Origin of the sequence: Planotetraspora sp. GP83, assembly GCF_041262585.1 — a bacterium.
GTDB lineage: Bacteria > Actinomycetota > Actinomycetes > Streptosporangiales > Streptosporangiaceae > JAOEGB01.
In genome coordinates this window covers 94,941-115,761 of sequence record NZ_JBGCBZ010000007.1, presented here as the reverse complement: position 1 = coordinate 115,761, position 20,821 = coordinate 94,941, and the positions used below count along the sequence as shown (strand labels likewise).

Sequence of the window (20,821 nt, the reverse complement as noted above, 5' to 3'; positions counted from 1 at the left end):
GCTCGGGAGACCTCAGGCTTGAAACCGGGCGGCCAGCGACTCGGCACTGCGGCACGGCTCAAGATCGACTCCTATAGTCAGGGTCCAGTACTGTGATCTTGTGACCAGAGACTTCACCGTGTTCCCGGCGTCACCTGGCGATGGGGATATAGTGGGCGAGATCCACGCGGGGGCATGGAGTGCCGCCTATGCCGACTTGTTCCCTCCGGAATTCTTCGCGGAGGCGGTAAGACACCGGCGTAACAAATGGCATGACGTGCTCGTCGAGGGCAAGGACACCGTCATGCTGGCCGCGCTGGATGGGCGACCGCTGGCCTTCTCCTACTTCGGCTCATCGCCGACGCGGCCGGAGTCGACGGAGATCTTCGGCTTCTACGGGCATCCCGATGGCTGGGGAAGTGGTGTCGCGAGCGCCCTGATGACCGCTTCCCTGGACAGGATGCGCGAGAACGGCTTCAGGCGGATCCATCTGTGGACGCTCCGTGACACGCCTCAGTCGCGCCGCTTCTACGCCAAGAGCGGCTTCGCCGAGTCAGGTGCGGTCCGCGGCCACGACTTCGGTGACGGCAACCCGATCGAGCAGGTCGAGTACGAGCTGATCCTTCACTGACGGCCGGGCCAGGGGCCACCTTGGGACTGTAGGTCTTACCTCGCGGCTATTTCTGTCAGATTGACAGAAAGCTAGCCTCAGCCGCATGACCGATGCCCCATGGGTGCCGCCCCTCGTGCTGCTCGCCGTTGATCTGGTGATCCTGACGTTGCGTGAGTCGCGCCTGCACGTGCTGCTCGTCGAGCGTGGCATCGAGCCGTACAAGGGCACCCACGCACTGCCCGGCGGATTCCTGCAGCACGCTGAGGAGGACATCATCTCCGCGGCTCACCGGGAGCTGTCGGAGGAGGCCGCCCTCGACGTCGAGACCCTCCGCCTGGAAGAACTGGGCGTGTACGGCGACCCAGGCCGCGACCCCCGCGGCCGGGTGGTGTCGGTTGCGTACCTGGCCATCGCGCCCCGCTTGCCCGAGCCGACCGCTGGAACGGACGCGGCCGACGCCGGATGGCAGCCCGCCGACCGGGTGCTCTCCGGCGACCTCGAGCTGGCCTTCGACCACCGGCGCATCATCGCGGACGGCGTAGAACGCGCCCGCGTCAAGCTTGAGCACTCCGCCCTCGCGACGGCGTTCTGCGGACCGACGTTCACGATCACCGATCTGCAGGACGTGTACGAGGCGGTCTGGGGAGTCCCGCTCGACCCCCGGAACTTCTATCGCAAGGTCCAGAAGACCGAAGGGTTCATCGTTCCGGCAGGGGCGGCCCGCAAAGCGGCCACTGGGCGACCGGCCCGGTTGTTCCGGGCCGGTCCCTGCACGGTCCTTTATCCGCCGATGTTCCGGCCCGCCGAGGCTACGAGCGCAAAGGAGTAGAAGCGTGAGCAACCGCCCGATTGTGATCCTCACCGCGTTGGATCTGGAGTATCAAGCGATCCGCAAGAAGCTGGTCGACCCGGAGTTGCACCGCCATCAGCACGGCACCCGTTTCGAGGTCGGCCGCCTCACGAGTGGCCGCTGCCGGGTGGCCCTGGCCCATGTCGGCACGGGAAACCAGTCGGCGGCCGTACTGGCCGAGCGCGCCATCGCCGAGTTCGCCCCAGCCGCTCTGCTCTTCGTGGGCGTGGCGGGCGCCCTCACTCCCACATCGCCCTCGGGGATGTCGTGGTGGCGACGCGCATCTACGCGTACCACGGAGGGACGAGCGAGGACGACGGGCTCAAGAGCCGCCCCCGGACTTGGGAGACCTCGCACGCCGCCGATCAGATCGCGCGGTACATCGGCCGTACCGACGCGTGGGCGCGCGACCTTCCGGATCGCAGCCCGGCACCCCAGGTGCATTTCGGCCCCATCGCCGCCGGTGAGGTGGTCCTGAACTCCCGGGTGTCCGGACATGCCCGATGGATCCACCAGAACTACAACGACGCGTCCGCGATCGAGATGGAGGGCGCCGGTGTGGCCCAGGCCGGGCACCTGAACGGGGCCCTCCCAGTGGTCGTCATACGGGGCATCAGCGATCGGGCCGACGGAACGAAGGAGGTCACGGACCGCGATCACTGGCAGCAGCGGGCCGTGGCCAACGCGGCGGCGTTCGCCGCGGCACTGGCCGAAGAGATCGCCGCCGAGGAAAAGGACGGCGGCTGGCTGGCGACCAAGACAACGGCGAGGGGATCAGCGATGCCAGGGCATGAGGTGCCGTACAACATCGCACGTGACAGTGCGCGGGTAGGAATCCAGGCCGGTATCGTGCACGGCGGCATCCGGATCGGCCACGACCCGAGCCAGCCAACGGACCTGGCGGAGGCACTCGCCGGGTTCCGAGCCCAGCTCCAGCGAGCGCGGGCCGATGGGCACCTGGACGAGGAGACCTACGAGGCGGCGGAGGCTGAGCTCACCGTTGCCGACGAGGCCCTGAAGGCAAAGACGCCGCAGAGCAAGGGCAGGCTGAAGCTGGCGCTCAAGAAGCTGCGCGGGCTGATCAGCGACGTCGCCGACCTGGCGGCGGACCTGGCGAACATCATCACCCTGGCCCAGGCTCTGTCATGATGCCGCCGGGTGGGACCGGGATGAGCACCGGAATGAACACCGGAATGAACTTCGCCGCCGATTCCGCGCACGTCGACGTGCAGGCGACGGTCGTACACGGCGGCATCCACTACACCGTGTCTCCGGGGTCGTCGCCACAGGAGAAGTTCGAGGCAGGAGTGCGAAACCTTGAGAGCGATATGGCGGGGCGGGCCCGGCAGCTCATCGATGAAGCCGTAGTCTCTCGCTACATCACCAACCAGGTCTGTTTCTACTGGCTGCTCGCCATGTTGAGCGGCAGAACGCGGCATGAGCTATCCGAGGAGGAGACGGCCCGCCTCCGGGACTCAGAGCGCTTTCTTCCGCTCACTGGCGACGACTCCTGGGCGCACGGAGTGCGAATCATCCGCCGGCTCCTGGAGTCCGCCGGGAAATCCGACGCGGACATTCGCGTTCTGGCCGGGCCTCGCGTACGGGAACCGACGCCGGTCGCGATCACCGGTTCCACCTGGGCGCAGGCGGTGACAGGGACGGTCGTGTCGGTCGCGGCAGCGGCGCACATCGGTTATCTGCTCCTGCAAAACGGCCAGGTTCCGAGTCTGCTGGCCTATCTGCTGAGCGTCGTCGGCGGCTACTTCGGCGCCCGCGACGGTGTGGAATGGCGCTTCCGGTCCGGGCGACGCAGAGCTAAGGACTTGGAATACGCGATGGCGACGCATCGCAGGATCACCGCGCCCCCGGGCGGCTTCGCCTGGAAAGTGGACCAGCGATTCGATTACTACTTCGCCAAGTACGTGCCACGGGGCGCGGACCGCGAGGTCTGGCTGACGCGGACGGCCGGCATCCGCCGGAGCATGCGGGACGAGGTCGTGGACGTGTATCGCGAGACGCGGATCCCGGTCGAGAAGATCAACTGGCTGATCCGCCATCGGGTCGGCGACGTCAGAAAGCGCTGGGAGAACGGCACGCTGTGGAACTACCGCCAGGAGCTGGGCACGCCCTGGCGTGCGAAGGGGACGGCCGTGCTCGGAGCGCTGGCCTTCGCCGCCGGAGGGGTCTGGGCGGCCAGTGGCGCGGTGCAGGCCGACCCGTGGAGCGCCATCAGATCGGTCGCCCTCGTCGTCGCGGCCGGCTGGATCGCCGCGCATGCCTGGCTACGGATCATCCTCGAACGCCGCCGACACGCCGCCGACGAGTCCGAGCGCGCGGAACTGTTGGCCGACGGCCATGCGGCCTCAGCCCGATGGCGGGAACGGCTGGCCGACAAGCCCGAAGACCGGGAAATGGCCGCCTGGCTGGACTACGACCGGAAAGTGCTGCTGAACTTGGCGCTGGAGCACTACCGGCTAAAGATGAGTGAGATCATCGCGTACGCGTTCATCGAGACGCCAAGCCGTTCCACGGACCGGGCGCGGCTGCAGGGCGGCCCCTGGCGGTACCGGAAATACCGGCTCCTGACCTTCCTGATCACCGCCGATGGGGTACGTCAGCTCACCGTCAGGCTTGATTTCGAGGACGGCACCTTCCACGACCGTCATCGGATGAACTACCGCTTCGAGGCGGTCGCGGCCGTACACGTGACGCACGCGGACGACGACGAGCGGACCTTCGAACTCGCCCTCGTCGACGGACAGAAGATCAGCGTCAAGGTGATCGAGCCGGGAACGGAGGAGCTCCAGCAGGGCGAGGATCCCGGAACGGTGTCCGAGGCGACGTTGGACGCGGCGGGGCTGCATCACACTCTGCACGTGCTTGAGGGGATCGCGGCAGAGGGCAAGGCGTGGATGAACCGCGGCGACGCCCGCTCGGAAAAGCGCTGGCCGCCCCCGCAAGACGAGGAGCCCGGCCCATGAGGCCGCCCGGCCCATGAGGCCTCAGCGGACCGGCAGGCCGGTTACGACGCGGCGGAGCGCGGCCAGCCGGACGATCCTGGACAGGTCCGCCGTCGTGACCATGCCTACGATGCGCTCCCCCTCGACCACCAGCGCGACCAGTTCCCCGGTGGGCGGGTGGTCCAGCAGGTGGACCCCCTCGGCGTCCGGCGGCAAGATCCGCTCCGGCGGGAGGGGGCGGGCCACCGCCTGGATCCGGGTCGACCGCCGCCGGGAAGGAGCGACGGCGTCCAGCGAGTCCAGCGAGACGTATCCCGCGGGAGCGCCCCCGAAGTCGACCACCGGGAAGACCGTCTGGCGCGACCGCACCGCCACTGAGGTGACGAACTGCTCGACGTCGAGCCAGACCGACGCGAGGTCCGGGTCGGTCGTCATGACGTCCCGCACCCGGAGGCCGGCAAGCCCGTCCCGGGTCGTCCTGGTCATGAGCTCGCCCCGGGCCGCCGCGGCGAGGAACCACCCGATGACGATCGTCCAGATTCCCCCTGAGGGCGACCAGTAGAGCATCTGCACGAACCCGATCCCAATGAGCATCGCGCCGAGCGTCTGCCCGGCCCGGGCCGTCATCCGGTCGGCACGCGCCCGGTCATGGTAGTGCCGCCACAGCGCCGAGTGGAGCACGCGCCCGCCGTCCAGGGGGCTGCCGGGAAGGAGGTTGAACACCGCGAGGACTAGGTTCATGAACGCCAGCCAGGACAGCGCCAGCAGTACGGCCGGAGGCCCTGGCACGGTGAGCAGCACGATGAACGCGGCGGCGGAGAAGGCGAGGCTCATCAGCGGCCCCACGATGGCGATCTCCAGCTCGGCCCGCGGCGTCCGGGCCTCGCCCTCCAACTCGGTGAGCCCGCCGAGAAGCCAGAGCGTCACCGATTTCGCGCGCACGCCGCGGCGACGGGCGACCAGGCTGTGCGCCAGCTCGTGGGCCAGCAGGGAGACGAAGAAGAGCAGCGCGGTCGCCACCGCCACGGCCCAGTAGACGACCGGGTTGAGGCCCCCTGCCGCGACTGGGAGCACCGCGCCGCCGAGCATGACGACGATCAGCCCGATGACAACCAGGGCCGACCAGTGGACCCCGATGGGCACTCCGCCCACGGATCCCAGTCGCACGTTCGGCTTCATACCACCACGATCCGCCGGGGAGACGGGGAGCGGTAGAGACGTTGTCCCCTCACGAGGCGGGACCTTGGTAAGGATGACGCACGGTTAGGAACCATTGCTCGGAGGAGCGGGTCAGTGGCTGTTGCATGTCAGAGATGGCTTTCTGGCCATGCCTATGCTCACATTCCGCCTACGATCGGCCAGGCGTCGTCGATGCGGCCCGGCCAGCATCACCCCATCGGCGTATTTCGAGCACGATGAGTCACACGGCTTCGACCAGTGCTTCCGGAGCACAATCGACGATACCGTACCCACTGATTACTCGATTCGCTCCACGGGAACGACGCGACCTCGGTCAAGTCTTCCGGTTTTCGCCGGCCATGCCAGAGAGGACAGGGGTCGTAAGGTGAAATGCGCCGACCGAAACCGCAGAGTTGTCATTGTCGGAGCAGGCCTGGGAGGTACCGCCACCGCCCTCCGCCTTCTTCGTTTTGCCAGGGAGCCCTTGCAGGTCGTGTTAATCGAGCGGCACCCCCACTATCGGGGCGCCGGGGTGGCGTATCACCGGGCGGGCAACCACTGGCACCACGTCTTCAACATCCAAGCGGGCCGCATGTCAGTGTTCCGGGAGGATGTCGACGACTTCGTGCTGTGGGCCAACCACGAAGCCGACCGAACCGACTGGCCCGCGGAGTGGCGGAGCTTCGAGTTCACCGAGTCCGGGCCCGCTCCCCGCCGAATCTACCCGGACTATCTCGCCAGCCGCCTCGCCGAAGCTGTTCGCGAAGCGTCGGAAGGCGTGACCCTGGTCGAAGCCGGCGGCGAAGTGGTCGATCTGGAATTCATGGGTGACCACGTTCACGTTGTCGTTGACAATTCTTCCTCGCCGGCCGGTGGCGACGAAACCGACCGGGCGGTCCTCGAAGCCGACCACGTCATTCTCGCGACTGGGCTCGAGACGAAGCACCCATCTTTTGCGGCCGGCGTGATGGACCATCCCTCGTTCATACGACACCCGTACTCGGAGATGGCGATCGAGCGGGTTCTCGGCCTTCGGCAGGACGCCGTCGTGGCCATCGTCGGTACGCTGCTCAGCGCGTACGACTCGGCGACGCTTCTCCTGCGCCGCGGCCACAGGGGAAAGATTTACATGATCTCGCGCTCCGGCTTGACGCCCCGGACCTATCCCCCTGATCACCAGCACCGCGTCCTCAGCTTGCCGGCCCCGCAACTCCACGGTGACGTCTACGAAGGGCGGAAGGATTTCGTTCGACGGTTCCAGGACGAATGGGAGCGGGCCTGCGCCACCGTCGCCCACGAGTATCCCGAAGTGTCACCGGCTGTGATAACAGAACGAGTCGCCAAATCGTGGGAGCCCTATCTGCCCGAAATCCTGGAGCGCGTACCGTCTTCCGATCTCCGCGCGCTCCTCGACAGCTACGGAACCCTGCTGGCCATACTGCGAGTGGGCGCTGTGGCTTATACGACCGAGATAGTTGATGCCGCGATGGCCGATGGCGACCAGGTCATCCGCACCGCCGGGAGAGTCGAAGAGATCCGCACCACCGAGGCGGGCACGCTGGTCCTGTCCGTCGCGGGGCAGGCTTCGACGCAGACTATCGAGGCTGATCTCGTGATCTCGAACTTCGGACGGGAGTCCGACTACGAGCGCGTTGACTCAACGCTCTGGGCGAACCTCCTGCGGAAAGAAATCGCCTTACCGCATCGGCGCACCGGACGGGGAGTTGAGGTGGACAGCCGCGGCCACCTCGTTGGACCGACGGGCAACCCATCTGGCCCGATCTTCGTGGTAGGCGGTCCGCGCGAGGGCGACGAGATCGTTCGATACGGGCGCACGGGGGCGTTCGCGTTCAACCTCGCCGCGATCAAGAACCACTCGGTGGAGGTCGCGGCCACCGTGCTGCACGAACTTGAGTCCTGTTACGACGAGCAGGCCGACGATGTAGCCGCGACGTTGACCCGTACCCCGGATCAGGAGGCGAACGAGGCGGCCTTGCATGCGATCATGCTCGACGTGCGCAGAATGGCCGCTCGGCGGCGCGGCGACCGCCAAGCCCTGGAGGCCCGCCTGGAAGAGAGCATTCAGGCGCTTCGGACCATCACGACTCGGAACGGCGGCATTTCCGCCACGAATCACGCATTGCGGTTCGCCGTAAACGCTGCTGCCACCGTGAAGCTGAAAGACCTGTCCGTGACGCCGCGAGATCTCCGTTCCATTCTTGGACTTGCGGAACCGACGGAATCGAGTAGCTGAAGCGGAGATGCCGTCGCCCGCAGCGGGCGTGGGTTGCCCTTTATCGCCTTACTCCCTTATCTTGGACCGGTCGTTCCAGGATGGAGGTTCGCGATGCCCGACATCAAGCACTTCGACCCGGAGGTGGCGCTGGACCAGATGGTGCGCCTGTTCTGGGAGCGCGGCGCCGATGTCACCGGCATCGCCGAGGTCGTGCAGGCCACCGGGCTGAGCCGGTCCAGTCTGTATGCGACCTTCGGCGGCAAGGAGCGGCTGCAGGCGGCCGCGCTGCGCCGCTACCTGGAGCGGTGCTCGCGGCCGGTGTTCGACACACTGGCCGCCGACGGACGGGGCCTGCCCGCCATCGCCGGCTTCTTCGAGCAGTTGGTGGCGGCGCGCTGTGCGGGTGAGCGCGCCCGCTGGGGCTGCCTGGTCACCAACACGCACACCAGTGCCGCCCGTGAGGTTTCCGAGATCCGGCAGGTCCTGGACGCGCACCACGCCGCCCTGCGGGCCGCGATGCGCGCCGCGCTGGAGGCGGCACGTGACCGCGGCCAGGTACGGCCCGGCCTGGACCTGGCCGCGGGTGCCGAGACGCTGGCGCTGCTGGCCTACGGGGTCAACCTGCGTTCACGGGCCGGCGCCAGGGCGGCCGACCTGCTGGCCGGGGCACGAGCCGTCCTGGACGGGTTCACCACCACTGAGGAGAGATGATGATCGATTTCCGCGTCTACGACGAGAGCGACGCACCCGAGGCGGCGCGCCCGATGCTGGAGGCCGCCAAAAAGCGCATGGGGTTCGTGACCACGCTCAATGCGGTGATGGCCGAATCGCCCGAGCTGCTGGCCGGCTACAACGCGCTGGCCGAACAGTTCGGCAGGTCGTCGCTGTCCCTGGCGGCCAAGCAGGTAGTGCTGATCACGGCCAGCGTGGAGAACGGCTGCGAGTACTGCGTGGCCGCCCACTCCACCCTCGCGCTGCGCGCCCACATCCCGGCCGAGGTGGTCCAGGCCCTACGCGAGGGCAAGCAGCTCCCAGACGCGGAACTGGAGGCCGTTCGCCGCCTGACCCAGGCGATGGTCGCCCAGCGCGGCTCGGTGGACGACGCCGAGATCGAGGCATTCCTGGCCGCCGGCCACACTCGCCGCCACGTGCTCGACATCGTGCTCGGCGTCGGCATGAAGACGCTGTCGAACTACACCAACCACATCACCCACATCCCGCTGGACCCCGCGTGGCAGGACCAGCAGTGGACCCACGAGCAGGCGATGTGATCAGGTCGCCTCTGTCGCCCGCTGACCAATGCCCGGGCACACATTCCGGGGGCTGACCACCTTGCCGGGACCCGGGCGGCGATGGGTGACGAACACCGGGCCGCGGGTGTGGCCCTTGAGCAGCCGCGGCAGCAGACGGGCGGCTCCGACGTCCCAGTAGACGGTCTCCTGCACGAAGTCCTCCCGCGCCCGGTCCCGGCGGCGGGACTTCGTGCCCGGCGGCCGGTCAGGTTCAGGTCCTCAATGTTGTCAAAAGCCGCCGATCCAGGCTAGTTCGATTCCGCGAACAGCGGGCGCTTCCCGGTTGCGCTCCTGACGTCCCGATTTATCGTCAGGATTCGACTTAAAGGAGACGCGACTGATCAGCAGTCGAGAAGACGCGCGGCCGGCCGAACGACTGCGAGGCTCGTGTCATGGCAAACACCGAATGCAGTGGATCGTGGACAACGCCGAGGCACTTGTACTGCCGACCGCTCGGGCAATGTTCGAGGGCGGCTTTGCCCGTGCGCCGAACCCCCGCGACGGAACGGCGGGCGGCATGAACGGGTGGTCATGAAGGCACCTGGCGCTCTCGACGTCCGTAACCCGACCGGAAACCAGGGGGGGGTTACCGTGAGTCCTCGCGAAATTCCAGGGGTTCTGCTCGCCGGTTCGCCATCGACGAGTGTTCGTGGTGTCTGCAATCACACCAGGAAACCCATCGACGGTTCCGTGCTGGTCGTCGAAGCGCTTGGCCCGGAACTCTACGATGCCATCATCGCCTCTTCCGCCGTGATCTGTTCCCGTGGTGGTCGAACCGGTCACATGCAATCCCTGTGCCGTACCCGAGGAATTCCTGTCCTGCGAGTTGCCCCATCCGATCTTGGCGGACTTGTCGGTCACGTCACGGTTCGGACCGATCGCGAGTCAGTCGTGCTCGGCGAAGCCGAGTCTTCTGGGCGATCTCCGGAATCCTCGGTCGTCACCCCCGGTGATCTCAGCTCGATCTGTGTGGTCATCGCTGATGCAAAAGATATCCAGTCGCTGAACGCGCTCACCCCCCGTGTCGAGCAAGTGGACTGTTACTTCATTCGCGAGGAATTCGTCTGCCTCTCGGCAGGATTGAGCCCACTTGACTCGCTCAGGGCAGGAGCCGACGAGGCCGAGCGCTACGGGACCGCCGTCGCGTCGAAGCTGTGCTCGCTCGCCAAAGAACTTCTCCCCGGCCAACGTCTTGTCATGAGACTGCTCGACCTTCGGTCGGACGACGCCGCTCAGATCACGACCGGGGTCGAGGTCGACCACGAACCCAATCCGGAACTCGGTCTGCACGGTGCACGAGGGCTGCTGCAGGAGCACCACTACCCCCAGGCGTTCCAGGCCCTCCGTGCCCACGTACGGGAACGCCTGGGCCCAGACTCGGCGCGAGTGAGCTTCGCGGTGCCGTTCATCAACGACCTGGACGAATTCCGGCGACTGCGGCTGCACCTCGGCCTGCCCGAAGACATGCCGCTTTCGGTCTTTGTCGAGACTCCCGCCGCCGTTCATTCGGCGGCCGAATTCTGCGCCGCCGGAGCCAGTGAACTGTTCGTCGGAACCAAGGACCTGACCCAGTTCTACCTCGCCGCGGACAGGGGCAACCACCTCGTCGCCCCCTCCTATCAGACACGGCATCCGGCCGTCATGGCCGGCCTGCGCCAGGCGGTTGAATCAGGTAGCAGAACCGGCACCCCGGTTCACGTGTTCGCACTGGGCGTCGACCTGGACTTCTACGTGAAGCACCTCCCTACGGACAGGTTCATGATGTGCACCGCTGAGCTCCGACAACTCGCTCAGGAGACGAACTCGCGATAGCGCCTCGCGAGCTACACTCGGCCGGAGCACGCATACGATCCTCACTCCAGACCGTCCCCGCCCTTGTGCGTGCCATCCTGCGTGCCCTCGTGCGCGTCCTGTCGCGCGGACAGCACTCGGGCCGTCACGGTCGCCTCGATGCTGCGGGCGAGGAAACGGCTGATCAGGCGGCGCTCCTCGTCGGTGAACTCGTTCAGCGCCGCGGTCATCTCCTGCCCGAGAGGAGCGAAGAACCGGGCGGCCAGCGTGGCGGCCTTCTGGTGCATGGCCAGCTCGACCTTGCGCCGGTCGGTGGCGCTCCGATGCCGTTCGAGATGGCCAGCCTGCTCCAACCGGTTGATCAGAGCCGTGGTGGCCGGTGCGCTCAGGTTGAGAGCAACGCCGAGCGCTCCGGGGCTCAGCGGGCGCCCCTCGCGCGAGGCGTCCATGATCACGACGAGGGCGTTGAGATCGGTGCGATGCAGGCCGTGGTCCATGGCGAACTGCTCGCTGAACCGGTCGACCTCGACGTTGAGTCGCCGCATGAGGCTCATCAGCTCGACCGGGTCGGCGGCGCGCTGGTCTTCGGTCACGGTCCTCCTCCATGTTGCCGTCGCCCGCCCTCTAGGCTTATGTTTCCACCATCGAACTATTCCATGATGGAAAGAGAACCGATGAGCCGAGCGAGGCCTGTTAGGTTGTCCATTTTCTCCGGTCCCCGTGGCAAGTGGGCCGTGCTGGCCGTGGCCGTCGTCCTGTCCGGCCTGGCGCTGGCCTTCGGCGGAGCCTCGAAGGTGAACACCGACCCCGCCGCCGCCCTCCCGCGCGGCGCCGAGTCGGCGACGGTCGCCCGGCTGGAGCAGCGGCTGCCGAGCGCCCAGGTGGACCCCGCCCTCGTGGTCTACAGCCGCCCCGGCGGCCTGAGCGCGTCCGATCGCGCGGCGATCGAGGAGGACGCCTCGCGCCTCGCCGCCGTCGCTCTGCGGGGTCAGGTGCCACCGCCGGTCTTCTCTCCCCGGCAGGACGTGGCGCTCCTGCCGGTCCCGCTTTCCGGCTCGCTCCCGCTCGCCCAGCTCACGGACGCCGTACGGAAGATCCGTACCGAGGCGAGGAAAGGACTACCCGCGGGCGCCCGGGCCGAGGTGACCGGCGGCGCGGGCTTCAAGGTCGACCTGGCCTCGGTGTTCGAGGGGGCCAACGTGACGCTGCTGGCCGTCACGGCGACGGTCGTCGCCGTCCTCCTGCTCCTGACCTACCGCAGCCCCTGGCTGTGGCTCGTCCCGCTGAGCGTCATCGGGATGGCCGACCAGGTCGCGGCGAAGGTCGTGGCCATCCTCACCCGCACGGCGGGCCTGACGGTCGACGACTCCACCCTCGGCATCACGTCCGTGCTGGTCTTCGGCGCGGGAACGAACTACGCCCTGCTGCTCATCGCGCGCTACCGCGAGCGGCTGCGGGTCCACGAGGACCGTCACGCCGCCATGGGGGAGGCGGTCAGGTCGGCTGGGCCGGCCATCCTGGCCAGTTCGGCGACCGTCACCCTCGCGCTTCTCACCCTGGTCTTCGCCCTGTCGCCGTCCAGCCGCGGCATCGGCATGGCGGGCGCCGTCGGCATCGTCACGGCCGTCGTGTACGCGCTGGTCGTGCTGCCGGCCGTGCTCGTGGTGTTCGGCAGGGGGCTGTTCTGGCCGTTCGCACCCAAGGTGGGCCAGGACGACCCGACGCGGACCGGGCTGTGGTCGCGCGTGGGCGGAGCGGTGTCGCGGCGCCCCGCGCTGATGACGGCGGTGAGCGTCATCGTGCTGGCCGTCCTCGCTCTCGGCGCGGTCGGCGTGCGGAGCGGGCTCGCGCAGACCGAGCGGTTCCGCGAGCGGGTGGAGGCCATCGCCGGGCAGGAGACGCTGAGCCGGGCGTTCCCGGCTGGGAGCGCGCAGCCCGTCGTCGTCATCTCCCGGGCCTCGGCCGCCGACCAGGTCAAGGACGCCGCCTCAGCCGTTCCGGGAGTCGTGCGCGCCACGGTGACCGATCGCTCGTCCGGCTACGCCCGGACCGACGTCGTCCTGAAGGCCGACCCGGGCAGCGCGGCGAGCTTCGCGGCCGTGAAGGCGGTGCGCGCCGCCGTACACGCCGTGCCGGGGGCGGACGCCGTGGTGGGAGGGCCGGAGGCCACCGACCTCGACGAACGCGCCGCCGAGACCCGCGACCAGAGGCTGGTCATCCCGCTGGTGCTCGCCGTGGTGCTCCTCACGCTGCTGCTCCTGCTCCGGTCGGTGGTCGCCGCCGTCACGCTGGTGCTCACCGTGGTCGCCAGCTTCGCCGCCAGCTTCGGCGCGGGGTGGTTAGCGTTCCGGCAGTTCTTCGGCTTCCCCGCGCTGGACCTCGGCGTGCCGCTGCTGAGCTTCCTCTTCCTGGTCGCGCTCGGCATCGACTACAACATCTTTCTCGCCACGCGTGCCCGCGAGGAGGCGGCGCGCCAGGGCACCCGCCGGGGGGTCGTCACCGCGCTCGCCGTCACCGGCGGCGTCATCACCAGCGCGGGCGTCCTGCTCGCGGCGGTGTTCGCCGTGCTGGGAGTGCTCCCGCTCATCACACTGACGCAGATCGGCGTCATTGTGGGCTTCGGCGTGCTGCTCGACACGGCTCTGGTCCGCAGCGTCCTCGTCCCTGCCCTCGTCACACTCCTCGGCGACCGTTTCTGGTGGCCGAGCGCCCCGTCCCGGCCCGGTGTCTCCGGCGCCGTTCACACCGAGACGACGGTGGCGAGCTGAGGCGGGCCGCGACGCCGACCGCCGACCTGAGATCAAGTCCCCGCCTTGTCCGGGGACGAGGGTGCGATGCGCGGGTTGCTCCTGAGCAGAGGCCGTTGACCTGCGGAAAGGCTAGCGGACGGGCAGGCCGGTCACGGCGCGGCCGATGATGAGGCGCTGGATCTCGGACGTGCCTTCGAAGATGGTGAAGATCTTGGCGTCGCGGTGGAAGCGCTCCACGGGGTGCTCGCGGGTGTAGCCGGCTCCGCCGAGGATCTGGATGGCCTGCTCGCTCACCCACACCGCGGTCTCGCTCGCCACCAGCTTGCTCATCGAGCCCTCCGCCTGCTCGAACGGCCGGCCGTGCCGGGCCATCCAGGCCGCCCGCCAGGTCATGAACCGCGCGACGTCCACCCGGGTGGCCATGTCGGCGAGGAGGAACGCGATCGCCTGGTTCTCGCCGATCTTGCGGCCGAACTGCTCCCGCTCCCGCGCGTAGTCCCTGGCGTACTCGAACGACGCCCGGGCGATGCCGACGGCCATGGCGGCGACCACGGGACGGGTGGTCTCGAAGGTCCGCAGGGCCGCCTGCTCGCCGCCACGCGCCCCGGAGCGGACCCGGGCGAGCCGCTCGTCGAGCTTCTCCTTGCCTCCGAGCAGGCAGGCGCCGGGCACCCGGACGTCGTCGAGGACGACCTCGGCGGTGTGCGACGCGCGGATGCCGTGCTTCTTGAACTTCTGCCCCTGGGACAGCCCGGACGTTCCGGGCGGGACGACGAAGGACGCCTGGCCACGGGTTCCCAGCGACGGGTCGACGGAGGCGACGACGACGTGGACGTTGGCGATGCCGCCGTTGGTCGCCCACGTCTTGACGCCGTTGAGCACCCACTCGTCCTTGGCGGCGTCGTAGACCGCGCGGGTGCGGATCGCGCCGACGTCCGACCCCGCGTCGGGCTCGGAGGAGCAGAACGCGCCGACCTTGACGTCGTCCGCGCTGCCGAACATCTGGGGCAGCCACTCCCCCATCTGCTCGGGCGTGCCGTTCGAGGCGAGAGCCGCCGCCGCCAGCCCGGTGCCGGCGATCGACAGCCCGATCCCGGCGTCCCCCCAGAACAGCTCCTCGAACGCGACAGGCAGTCCGAGCCCCGACTCCTCGAACCACTGCCCGGCGAAGAAGTCCAGCGAGTACAGCCCGATCTTGGCGGCCTCCTGGATCACCGGCCAGGGCGTCTCCTCCCGCTCGTCCCATTCGGCCCCCGCGGGGCGGACCACGTTACGGGCGAACTCGCGAACCCAGTCCCGCACTTCGCGGACGTCGTCGCTCAACTCAGGGCAGAAGCCGCTCACGCTCTCGGTCATGTTACCAACGGTAACATCTAGCGCCCCCGCAGGGACGCGTACTGCGGCACGGTCAGCATCGGAGGCCGCTCGGCGACCGCGACGTCCCGGACGACCGGATGGTGGCCGGACGGCCCGCGCGTGAACTGGGTGAGCCGCGACGCCGGCGCGTGCAATGAAATGATCTTGTCCTGCCGTTCGAGCCTCGACCAGGCGGTGTGCATGATCTGCCCGGCCATCCCGCCCAGCGCCTCCGTGGACTGGTGGGAGTGCACCCGGCGGCCGAGGTCCACCTGGGCGAGCGCGTCCAGGCCCACGAGCTCCAGCAGGTCGACCAGTAATCCCAGCTCCACGCCGTAGCCCGTGACGAAGGGGACGCGTTCCAGGGCGGCGCGCCGTCCCGCGTACTCCCCCGCGAGGGGCTGCACGAACCCGGCGAGCAGCGGCCAGTGCAGGTTGAGCAGGGGCCGCGCGACCAGCTCGGTCACCCGCCCCCCGGCCATGCCCTCCACCCCGGCCAGCGGCCGGTCGTAGGCTCCCTTCACGTACGCCACGGACGGGTCGGCCAGCAGGGGTCCCAGCAGCCCGGTGACGAACGACGTCCGGAAGTCCCGGAGGTCGGCGTCGACGAACACGACGATCTCGCCCGACGTCACGGCGAGGGACTTCCACAGCGCCTCGCCCTTGCCGTCGTAGCGCTCGCCGTCCAGCTCCGGCAGGATCTCGTCCTGCGCGAACACCTTCGCCCCGGCCTGTACGGCCCGCGCCGCGGTGTCGTCGGTCGACCGGGAGTCGATGACGATGAGCTCGTCCACCAGTGGCACGGCCTCGACGAGGTCCTCGCGGATGGCGCCGACGATCTCGCCGACGGTCGCGGCCTCGTTCCGCGCCGGGAGCACCACGCTGATCGTGGTCGCCCCCTTCGCGGCCAGCAGCGCGGCGATCGGCCAGTCCCCCGCGGACGACGTGCGGGCGCGCAGCCAGGCGTCCACCTCAGTATCCACGGGCATCAGCCTATGGCGGCGTGGCGCTCCAGGAACGCGTAGACGTCCGCCTCGTCCACACCGGGGAAGGAGCCGGGCGGCAGCGCGGCGAGGACATGGGAGTTCGCGCGGGCGGACGGCCAGGCGTAGCCCTCCCACCGCTGGGCCAGCTCCGTCGGCGGCCTGCGGCAGCATTCGCCGTTCGGGCAGTTCGACTTGGTCCGGTTCGTCGTCTCCCTGCCCCGGAACCAGCGCGACTCCTTGTACGGCACGCCGAGCGTGATCGCGACGTCCTTCTCCTGCGACGGATCGACGTGGGCGACGCAGAAGTAGGTGCCGGTGGGCGAGTCGGAGTACTGGTAGTAGAGCGAGAACCGGTCGGGCGACTGGAACACCTGGCGACCGGACCACTGCAGGCACATCCGCTGGCCCTCGATCGCCCCCTGCTCGTCGGCGGGGAAGACGATCCCGTCGTTCTCGTAGGCCTTGTAGATGATCCCGCCGGCGTCGTTCCGGACGAAGTGGCACACCAGGTCGAGGTGCCGGGTGGCCAGGTTGGTGAACCGGTGGGCGGCCATCTCGTAGGAGACCGCGAACACGTCCCGCAGGTCCTCCACCGACAGGGCCCGGTCCTGCTTCGCCTCCCGCAGGTACGGCACGGCCGTCGTCTCGGGGACCAGCACGGCCGCCGCGAAGTAGTTGGCCTCGACCCGCTGGCGCAGGAAGTCGGCGAAGTCGCGCGGCTTGTGGTGCTGGAGCGCGAAGTGGCCGAGCGTCTGCAGCAGCACCGTGCGGGGGGTGTGCATGCCGAGTTGCTCGCGCTTCAGGTAGATCCGCCGGTTGCGCAGATCGGTCACCGAGCGGGCGGACCGCGGCAGGTCCTGGGCCGTGTGCACGGTGAAGCCGAAGTAGGAGACCAGCGCCTGGACGGTGCTCTCCGAGAGGGCGCCGGTCCGGTAGCCCACGGCGGCCAGCGACTCGGCGGCGGCCTTCTCGATCTCCTCGAAGTAGTTCCCCAACTCCCGCTGCTTCCTGCGCAGCTCGGCGTTGGCCGCGCGGGCCTCCTCCGGGGTCGCCGTCCCCTTGGCCTCACGGGCCTTGAGCTCCTCGAACAGGCCGAGGATGTGCTCCAGCACGTCGTTGGGGACGCGCGCGGAGACCTTCAGCCGGCTGAGCCCGAGGCTGGTGTAGAGGGGGTCGCGCTGGGCCTCCTCCAGGGCGATCTCCAGCTGCGCCCGCCGGTTGGGGGCCTGCCTGCGCAGCAGTTCCTCGACCGGCACGTTGAGCGCGGCGGCCAGCGACTTCAGCAGCGACAGCTTGGGCTCGCGCTTGCCGTTCTCCAGCAGTGAGAGCTGGCTGGGCGCGCGCCCGACCCGGTCGCCCAGCTCGGAGAGGGTGAGGCCGCGCTGCCTGCGCAGGTGCTTGAGCCGCTGGCCGAAGGCCAGCAGGTCCAGCTCCTGCGTCAAAGACAGCGGTTCTTCGCCTAACAAGGAGGGCATAGCCCGATCCTAAGCGAAATTTCAGCGTTTCTTCCACCCCTTGGTGATCTACCTCACAAGGATTGGTCTAGTCCAAAGCGAAAACTCGGCGTTTCTTCACTGTTAAATACCCGCCAGTCTTCATTGATCAGAAAAATCTGAGCTTCTTTCCGTGCGACTCTCCTTGTTGGTCTCTTGATATCGACACAAACTCGAACCAAGCACCCAGGTGACGACAGAGCACGCAACGAGGGAGTGACAGTCATGTCGGACCGCCTTACCGCGGCAGCCGAGCAGCTGCGCAACGAGTGGGACACCAACCCCCGGTGGAAGAACGTCGAGCGGACCTACACGGCAGAGGATGTGATCAGGCTCCGCGGCTCGGTCCAGGAGGAGCACACGCTCGCCCGGCTCGGCGCCGAGCGGCTGTGGCACCTTCTCAACACCGAGGACTACGTCCACTCCCTGGGCGCGCTGACCGGCAACCAGGCCGTGCAGCAGGTGAAGGCGGGCTTGAGGGCCATCTACCTGTCCGGCTGGCAGGTCGCCGCCGACGCCAACCTCGGCGCGCAGACCTACCCGGACCAGAGCCTCTACCCGGCCAACTCGGTCCCCGCCGTGGTCCGGCGCATCAACAACGCGCTGCTCCGCGCCGACCAGATCACCTGGTCGGAGGGTGACGAGGACGCGCCGCACTGGCTGGCGCCGATCGTGGCCGACGCCGAGGCCGGCTTCGGCGGGGTGCTCAACGCCTTCGAGCTGATGAAGGGCATGATCGCCGCGGGCGCGGCGGGCGTGCACTGGGAGGACCAGCTCGCCTCCGAGAAGAAGTGCGGCCACCTGGGCGGCAAGGTGCTGATCCCGACCGGCCAGCACGTCAAGACCCTCAACGCGGCCCGCCTGGCGGCGGACGTCGCGGGCGTCTCCACCCTGGTCATCGCGCGGACCGACGCTCAGGCCGCGACGCTCCTGACCAGTGACGTGGACCCCCGCGACCGCGCCTTCGTGACGGGCGACCGCACGGCCGAGGGCTTCTACCGGGTGCGCAACGGCGTCGACGCCTGCATCGCCCGCGGCCTGGCCTACGCGCCCCACTCCGACCTGCTGTGGATGGAGACCTCCACGCCGGACCTCGACGTGGCCCGCGAGTTCGCCGAGGCGATCAAGGCCCAGTACCCGGACCAGATGCTCGCCTACAACTGCTCGCCGTCGTTCAACTGGAAGAAGCACCTGGACGACTCCACGATCGCCAAGTTCCAGCGCGAACTCGGCCACATGGGGTACAAGTTCCAGTTCATCACCCTCGCGGGCTTCCACTCGCTGAACTACTCGATGTTCAACCTGGCGCAGGGCTACGCGGACGAGGGCATGTCCGCCTACGTCGAGCTCCAGGAGGCCGAGTTCGCCGCCGAGCGGCGCGGCTACACCGCCACCCGCCACCAGCGTGAGGTCGGCACCGGATACTTCGACCTGGTCAGCACGGCCATCGCGCCGGACTCGTCCACGACGGCCCTCAGGGGCTCGACCGAGGAGTCGCAGTTCGCTGAGGCTCACTAACCCCAAGCGGAAGGCAGGTCGAAAATCGAAGGCCCCGCCTCGGCGGGGCCTTCTCACGCGCCCAGGCCTATGAACGCAGCGCCCGGGCGTACCACCTGCCGTCGGCGCTCCCCGAGCTGGGATGCCGTACGGCGGCGGCCACGGACAGGCCAATGATGCCGGAGTTCACCCTGAGGCGGACGACGAGGGCCCCGAGGAGGGAGCCGTCGCGGAGGCGGACGACGACGGTGAGGCGCTCGGCTGAGGCGACTCCCCGTCACCCCACTGGGGCTCGGTGCTGATGCTGGACGACGGCACCGGGCTCGGGCTGCGGGTCGGCTTGCAGTCCTTCGGCTTGCCCTTCTTGTTGAAGCACTGGTCGTCCGGCGGAGGCTGCTGCTGCGGCGGTGCGGGCGTTCCGCCGTGGCTCGTGGGGGACGGCACGACCGAGCTCCACGGGTCCTCCGGCGTCGCCCCCATCCGGTGAGGCGTGGCGGTCACCTTCACCCGCGGACGGGCGCTTCGCGTGGGGTGAGCCGTGACCGGCGGCCGCGAGGTGCCGAGCACCCGGTCCGGCGTCAGCGTGCTGTCCTCCCCGGGGATCACAATGGGGAGCGCGGGCGGCGGCTCGGCGGTGCCCTGCATGCGGGCCGCGCCCGTGCCGGCCGCGACCACGGTCATCGCGGCGATCGTGACGGTCGCCAGCGCCGCGAAGCCCGCGTGGGTGGCGTGCCCGCCGGACTTCCCCGCGGCGCGGCGGCGCGACGCCCGGCCTCCCGTCGCGGCGTCCGCGACCCGCACGCGCCCGCCGCCCGCCGGGTACGGCACGGGCTGCCAGATCTCGTCGAGAACGGAGCCGACGGCGTCCCTCATGTCCCCCGGCATGGCCACCCCGCCGGCCGCGAGAAGGGCGGACAGGAGCTCACCGGCGTCCGGGCGCTCGGCCGGATCCTTCCGCAGCGCCGCCGCGACGCTGTCCCACAGCAGCTTGGGCACGCCTGAGATGCGCGGCTCCTCGACGAGGATGCGCCGCGTCAGGACGTCGAGCTCGCCGCTGCCGAACGGATGGAGGCCGGTGGACGCGAACGCGACCAGGCAGCCCCAGGAGAAGACGTCCGAGGCCGGGATGGCGTGGCCCCCGGTCAGGCGCTCGGGGGCGACCCAACCGGGACTGCCCATGATCTGTCCCGCCTGGGTGTGCGCCATGGTGGTGTCCACGTCGCGGGCGATGCCGAAGTCGATGACGAACGGCCCGCGAGACGACAGCAGCACGTTGGCCGGCTTGAGGTCGCGGTGGACCAGGCCCGCCTCGTGCGTGGCCGCCAGGGCCGCGGCGGCGCCGAGCGCCACGCCGTACGCGAGGTCGGGCGTGAGGGGCCCCCGGGCGGCGACGACCTGCGACAGCGCGGGACCGGGGATGTACTCGGTGACGAGGTAGGGCCGGTCCCGGTCCATGCCGTCCTCGATCACGGCCGCCGTGCAGAACGGGACGACCCGGCGGGAGAACTCCACCTCCTCGGCGAACCGCGCGCGCAGGACGGGGTCCGGCAGGTGCGTCGCGTGGGGCGTCTTCAGCGCGACGAGGCCGCCGCTCGGGTGCTCGGCGAGGTAGACCACGCCCATGCCGCCGGTGCCGAGGCGGCCGAGGAGCAGATACCGCCCGATGATGACCGGGTCGCCCACCGTAAGCGGCCGCACGCCGGGAGCCAAGCCGTTGTGTGCGCCACGTGACATCCGGAAGTTACCTCTCTCACGGAACTACCGCACAGCACACTGTGGCCCGTTGGAACGCGCCACGGGCCTAACTAGCCGCAAGCGGCATGACAGGTAAGCCCAATG

16 protein-coding genes and 1 pseudogene are annotated in these 20,821 nt (G+C 69.0%); 10 read left to right on the top strand and 7 right to left on the bottom strand.

All coding sequences use genetic code 11. From position 1 onward, the window contains the following. Positions 1-100: 100 nt before the first annotated feature. The 4 genes and pseudogenes from ABH927_RS12430 to ABH927_RS12415 all read left to right on the top strand — a co-directional run bounded on the left by ABH927_RS12430 (position 101) and on the right by ABH927_RS12415 (position 4,423). Positions 101-610: an N-acetyltransferase family protein gene (locus tag ABH927_RS12430; protein ID WP_370021004.1), complete on the top strand. Its 510-nt coding sequence runs from the start codon at positions 101-103 to the stop codon at positions 608-610. An 85-nt stretch (positions 611-695) separates the two neighbouring features. Then, positions 696-1,421: an NrtR DNA-binding winged helix domain-containing protein gene (locus tag ABH927_RS12425; protein ID WP_370021002.1), complete on the top strand. Its 726-nt coding sequence runs from the start codon at positions 696-698 to the stop codon at positions 1,419-1,421. Positions 1,422-1,425: 4 nt separating this feature from the next. Beyond that, a pseudogene (locus ABH927_RS12420) lies at positions 1,426-2,591 on the top strand (5'-methylthioadenosine/S-adenosylhomocysteine nucleosidase). A 32-nt stretch (positions 2,592-2,623) separates the two neighbouring features. Next, positions 2,624-4,423 carry a hypothetical protein gene (locus ABH927_RS12415; protein ID WP_370021000.1) on the top strand — a complete coding sequence of 600 codons (1,800 nt, stop codon included), beginning with the start codon at positions 2,624-2,626 and terminating at the stop codon, positions 4,421-4,423. Between the two features lie 21 nt (positions 4,424-4,444). On the opposite strand, the gene ABH927_RS12410 is transcribed toward ABH927_RS12415, so the two are convergent. Beyond that, positions 4,445-5,569, bottom strand: a complete 1,125-nt coding sequence (locus ABH927_RS12410; protein WP_370020998.1) for a site-2 protease family protein — start codon at positions 5,567-5,569, stop codon at positions 4,445-4,447. Positions 5,570-5,966: 397 nt separating this feature from the next. On the opposite strand from ABH927_RS12410, the gene ABH927_RS12405 reads away from it, so the two are divergent. The 3 genes from ABH927_RS12405 to ABH927_RS12395 all read left to right on the top strand — a co-directional run bounded on the left by ABH927_RS12405 (position 5,967) and on the right by ABH927_RS12395 (position 9,088). Further along, positions 5,967-7,835: an FAD/NAD(P)-binding protein gene (locus ABH927_RS12405; RefSeq protein WP_370020996.1), complete on the top strand. Its 1,869-nt coding sequence runs from the start codon at positions 5,967-5,969 to the stop codon at positions 7,833-7,835. A 93-nt stretch (positions 7,836-7,928) separates the two neighbouring features. Then, a complete protein-coding gene (locus ABH927_RS12400) occupies positions 7,929-8,528 on the top strand; it encodes a TetR/AcrR family transcriptional regulator (protein ID WP_370020994.1) in 600 nt (199 codons plus the stop codon). Next, a complete protein-coding gene (locus ABH927_RS12395) occupies positions 8,525-9,088 on the top strand; it encodes a carboxymuconolactone decarboxylase family protein (RefSeq protein ID WP_370020992.1) in 564 nt (187 codons plus the stop codon). The genes ABH927_RS12400 and ABH927_RS12395 overlap by 4 nt, the downstream gene beginning before the upstream one ends. Here the strand turns inward: ABH927_RS12395 and ABH927_RS12390 are convergent, their stop codons facing one another. Next, positions 9,089-9,262, bottom strand: a complete 174-nt coding sequence (locus tag ABH927_RS12390) for a hypothetical protein (protein ID WP_370020990.1) — start codon at positions 9,260-9,262, stop codon at positions 9,089-9,091. Between the two features lie 537 nt (positions 9,263-9,799). On the opposite strand from ABH927_RS12390, the gene ABH927_RS12385 reads away from it, so the two are divergent. Further along, positions 9,800-10,921 (top strand): putative PEP-binding protein, encoded by a 1,122-nt coding sequence (locus tag ABH927_RS12385; protein ID WP_370020988.1) that lies wholly within the window; start codon positions 9,800-9,802, stop codon positions 10,919-10,921. Positions 10,922-10,962: 41 nt separating this feature from the next. Here the strand turns inward: ABH927_RS12385 and ABH927_RS12380 are convergent, their stop codons facing one another. Beyond that, positions 10,963-11,493 carry a MarR family winged helix-turn-helix transcriptional regulator gene (locus tag ABH927_RS12380; RefSeq protein ID WP_370020986.1) on the bottom strand — a complete coding sequence of 177 codons (531 nt, stop codon included), beginning with the start codon at positions 11,491-11,493 and terminating at the stop codon, positions 10,963-10,965. A gap of 105 nt (positions 11,494-11,598) precedes the next feature. Between ABH927_RS12380 and ABH927_RS12375 the strand changes: the two genes are divergently transcribed. Further along, positions 11,599-13,668, top strand: coding sequence for an MMPL family transporter (locus ABH927_RS12375; protein WP_370020984.1), 2,070 nt, complete (start codon positions 11,599-11,601; stop codon positions 13,666-13,668). A gap of 111 nt (positions 13,669-13,779) precedes the next feature. On the opposite strand, the gene ABH927_RS12370 is transcribed toward ABH927_RS12375, so the two are convergent. The 3 genes from ABH927_RS12370 to ABH927_RS12360 are packed head-to-tail and all read right to left on the bottom strand — an operon-like array spanning position 13,780 to position 17,467. After that, positions 13,780-15,006, bottom strand: coding sequence for an acyl-CoA dehydrogenase family protein (locus ABH927_RS12370; protein WP_370020982.1), 1,227 nt, complete (start codon positions 15,004-15,006; stop codon positions 13,780-13,782). Between the two features lie 17 nt (positions 15,007-15,023). Further along, positions 15,024-15,995, bottom strand: a complete 972-nt coding sequence (locus ABH927_RS12365; protein ID WP_370020980.1) for a glucosyl-3-phosphoglycerate synthase — start codon at positions 15,993-15,995, stop codon at positions 15,024-15,026. Next, entirely contained in the window at positions 15,995-17,467 is a 1,473-nt protein-coding gene (locus tag ABH927_RS12360; protein WP_370020978.1) for a helix-turn-helix domain-containing protein, read from the bottom strand. The genes ABH927_RS12365 and ABH927_RS12360 overlap by 1 nt, the downstream gene beginning before the upstream one ends. A gap of 243 nt (positions 17,468-17,710) precedes the next feature. On the opposite strand from ABH927_RS12360, the gene aceA reads away from it, so the two are divergent. Then, entirely contained in the window at positions 17,711-19,003 is a 1,293-nt protein-coding gene (aceA, locus tag ABH927_RS12355) for an isocitrate lyase (RefSeq protein WP_370020976.1), read from the top strand. Positions 19,004-19,168: 165 nt separating this feature from the next. Here the strand turns inward: aceA and ABH927_RS12350 are convergent, their stop codons facing one another. Then, positions 19,169-20,680, bottom strand: coding sequence for a protein kinase domain-containing protein (locus ABH927_RS12350; protein ID WP_370020974.1), 1,512 nt, complete (start codon positions 20,678-20,680; stop codon positions 19,169-19,171). Positions 20,681-20,821 lie beyond the last annotated feature (141 nt).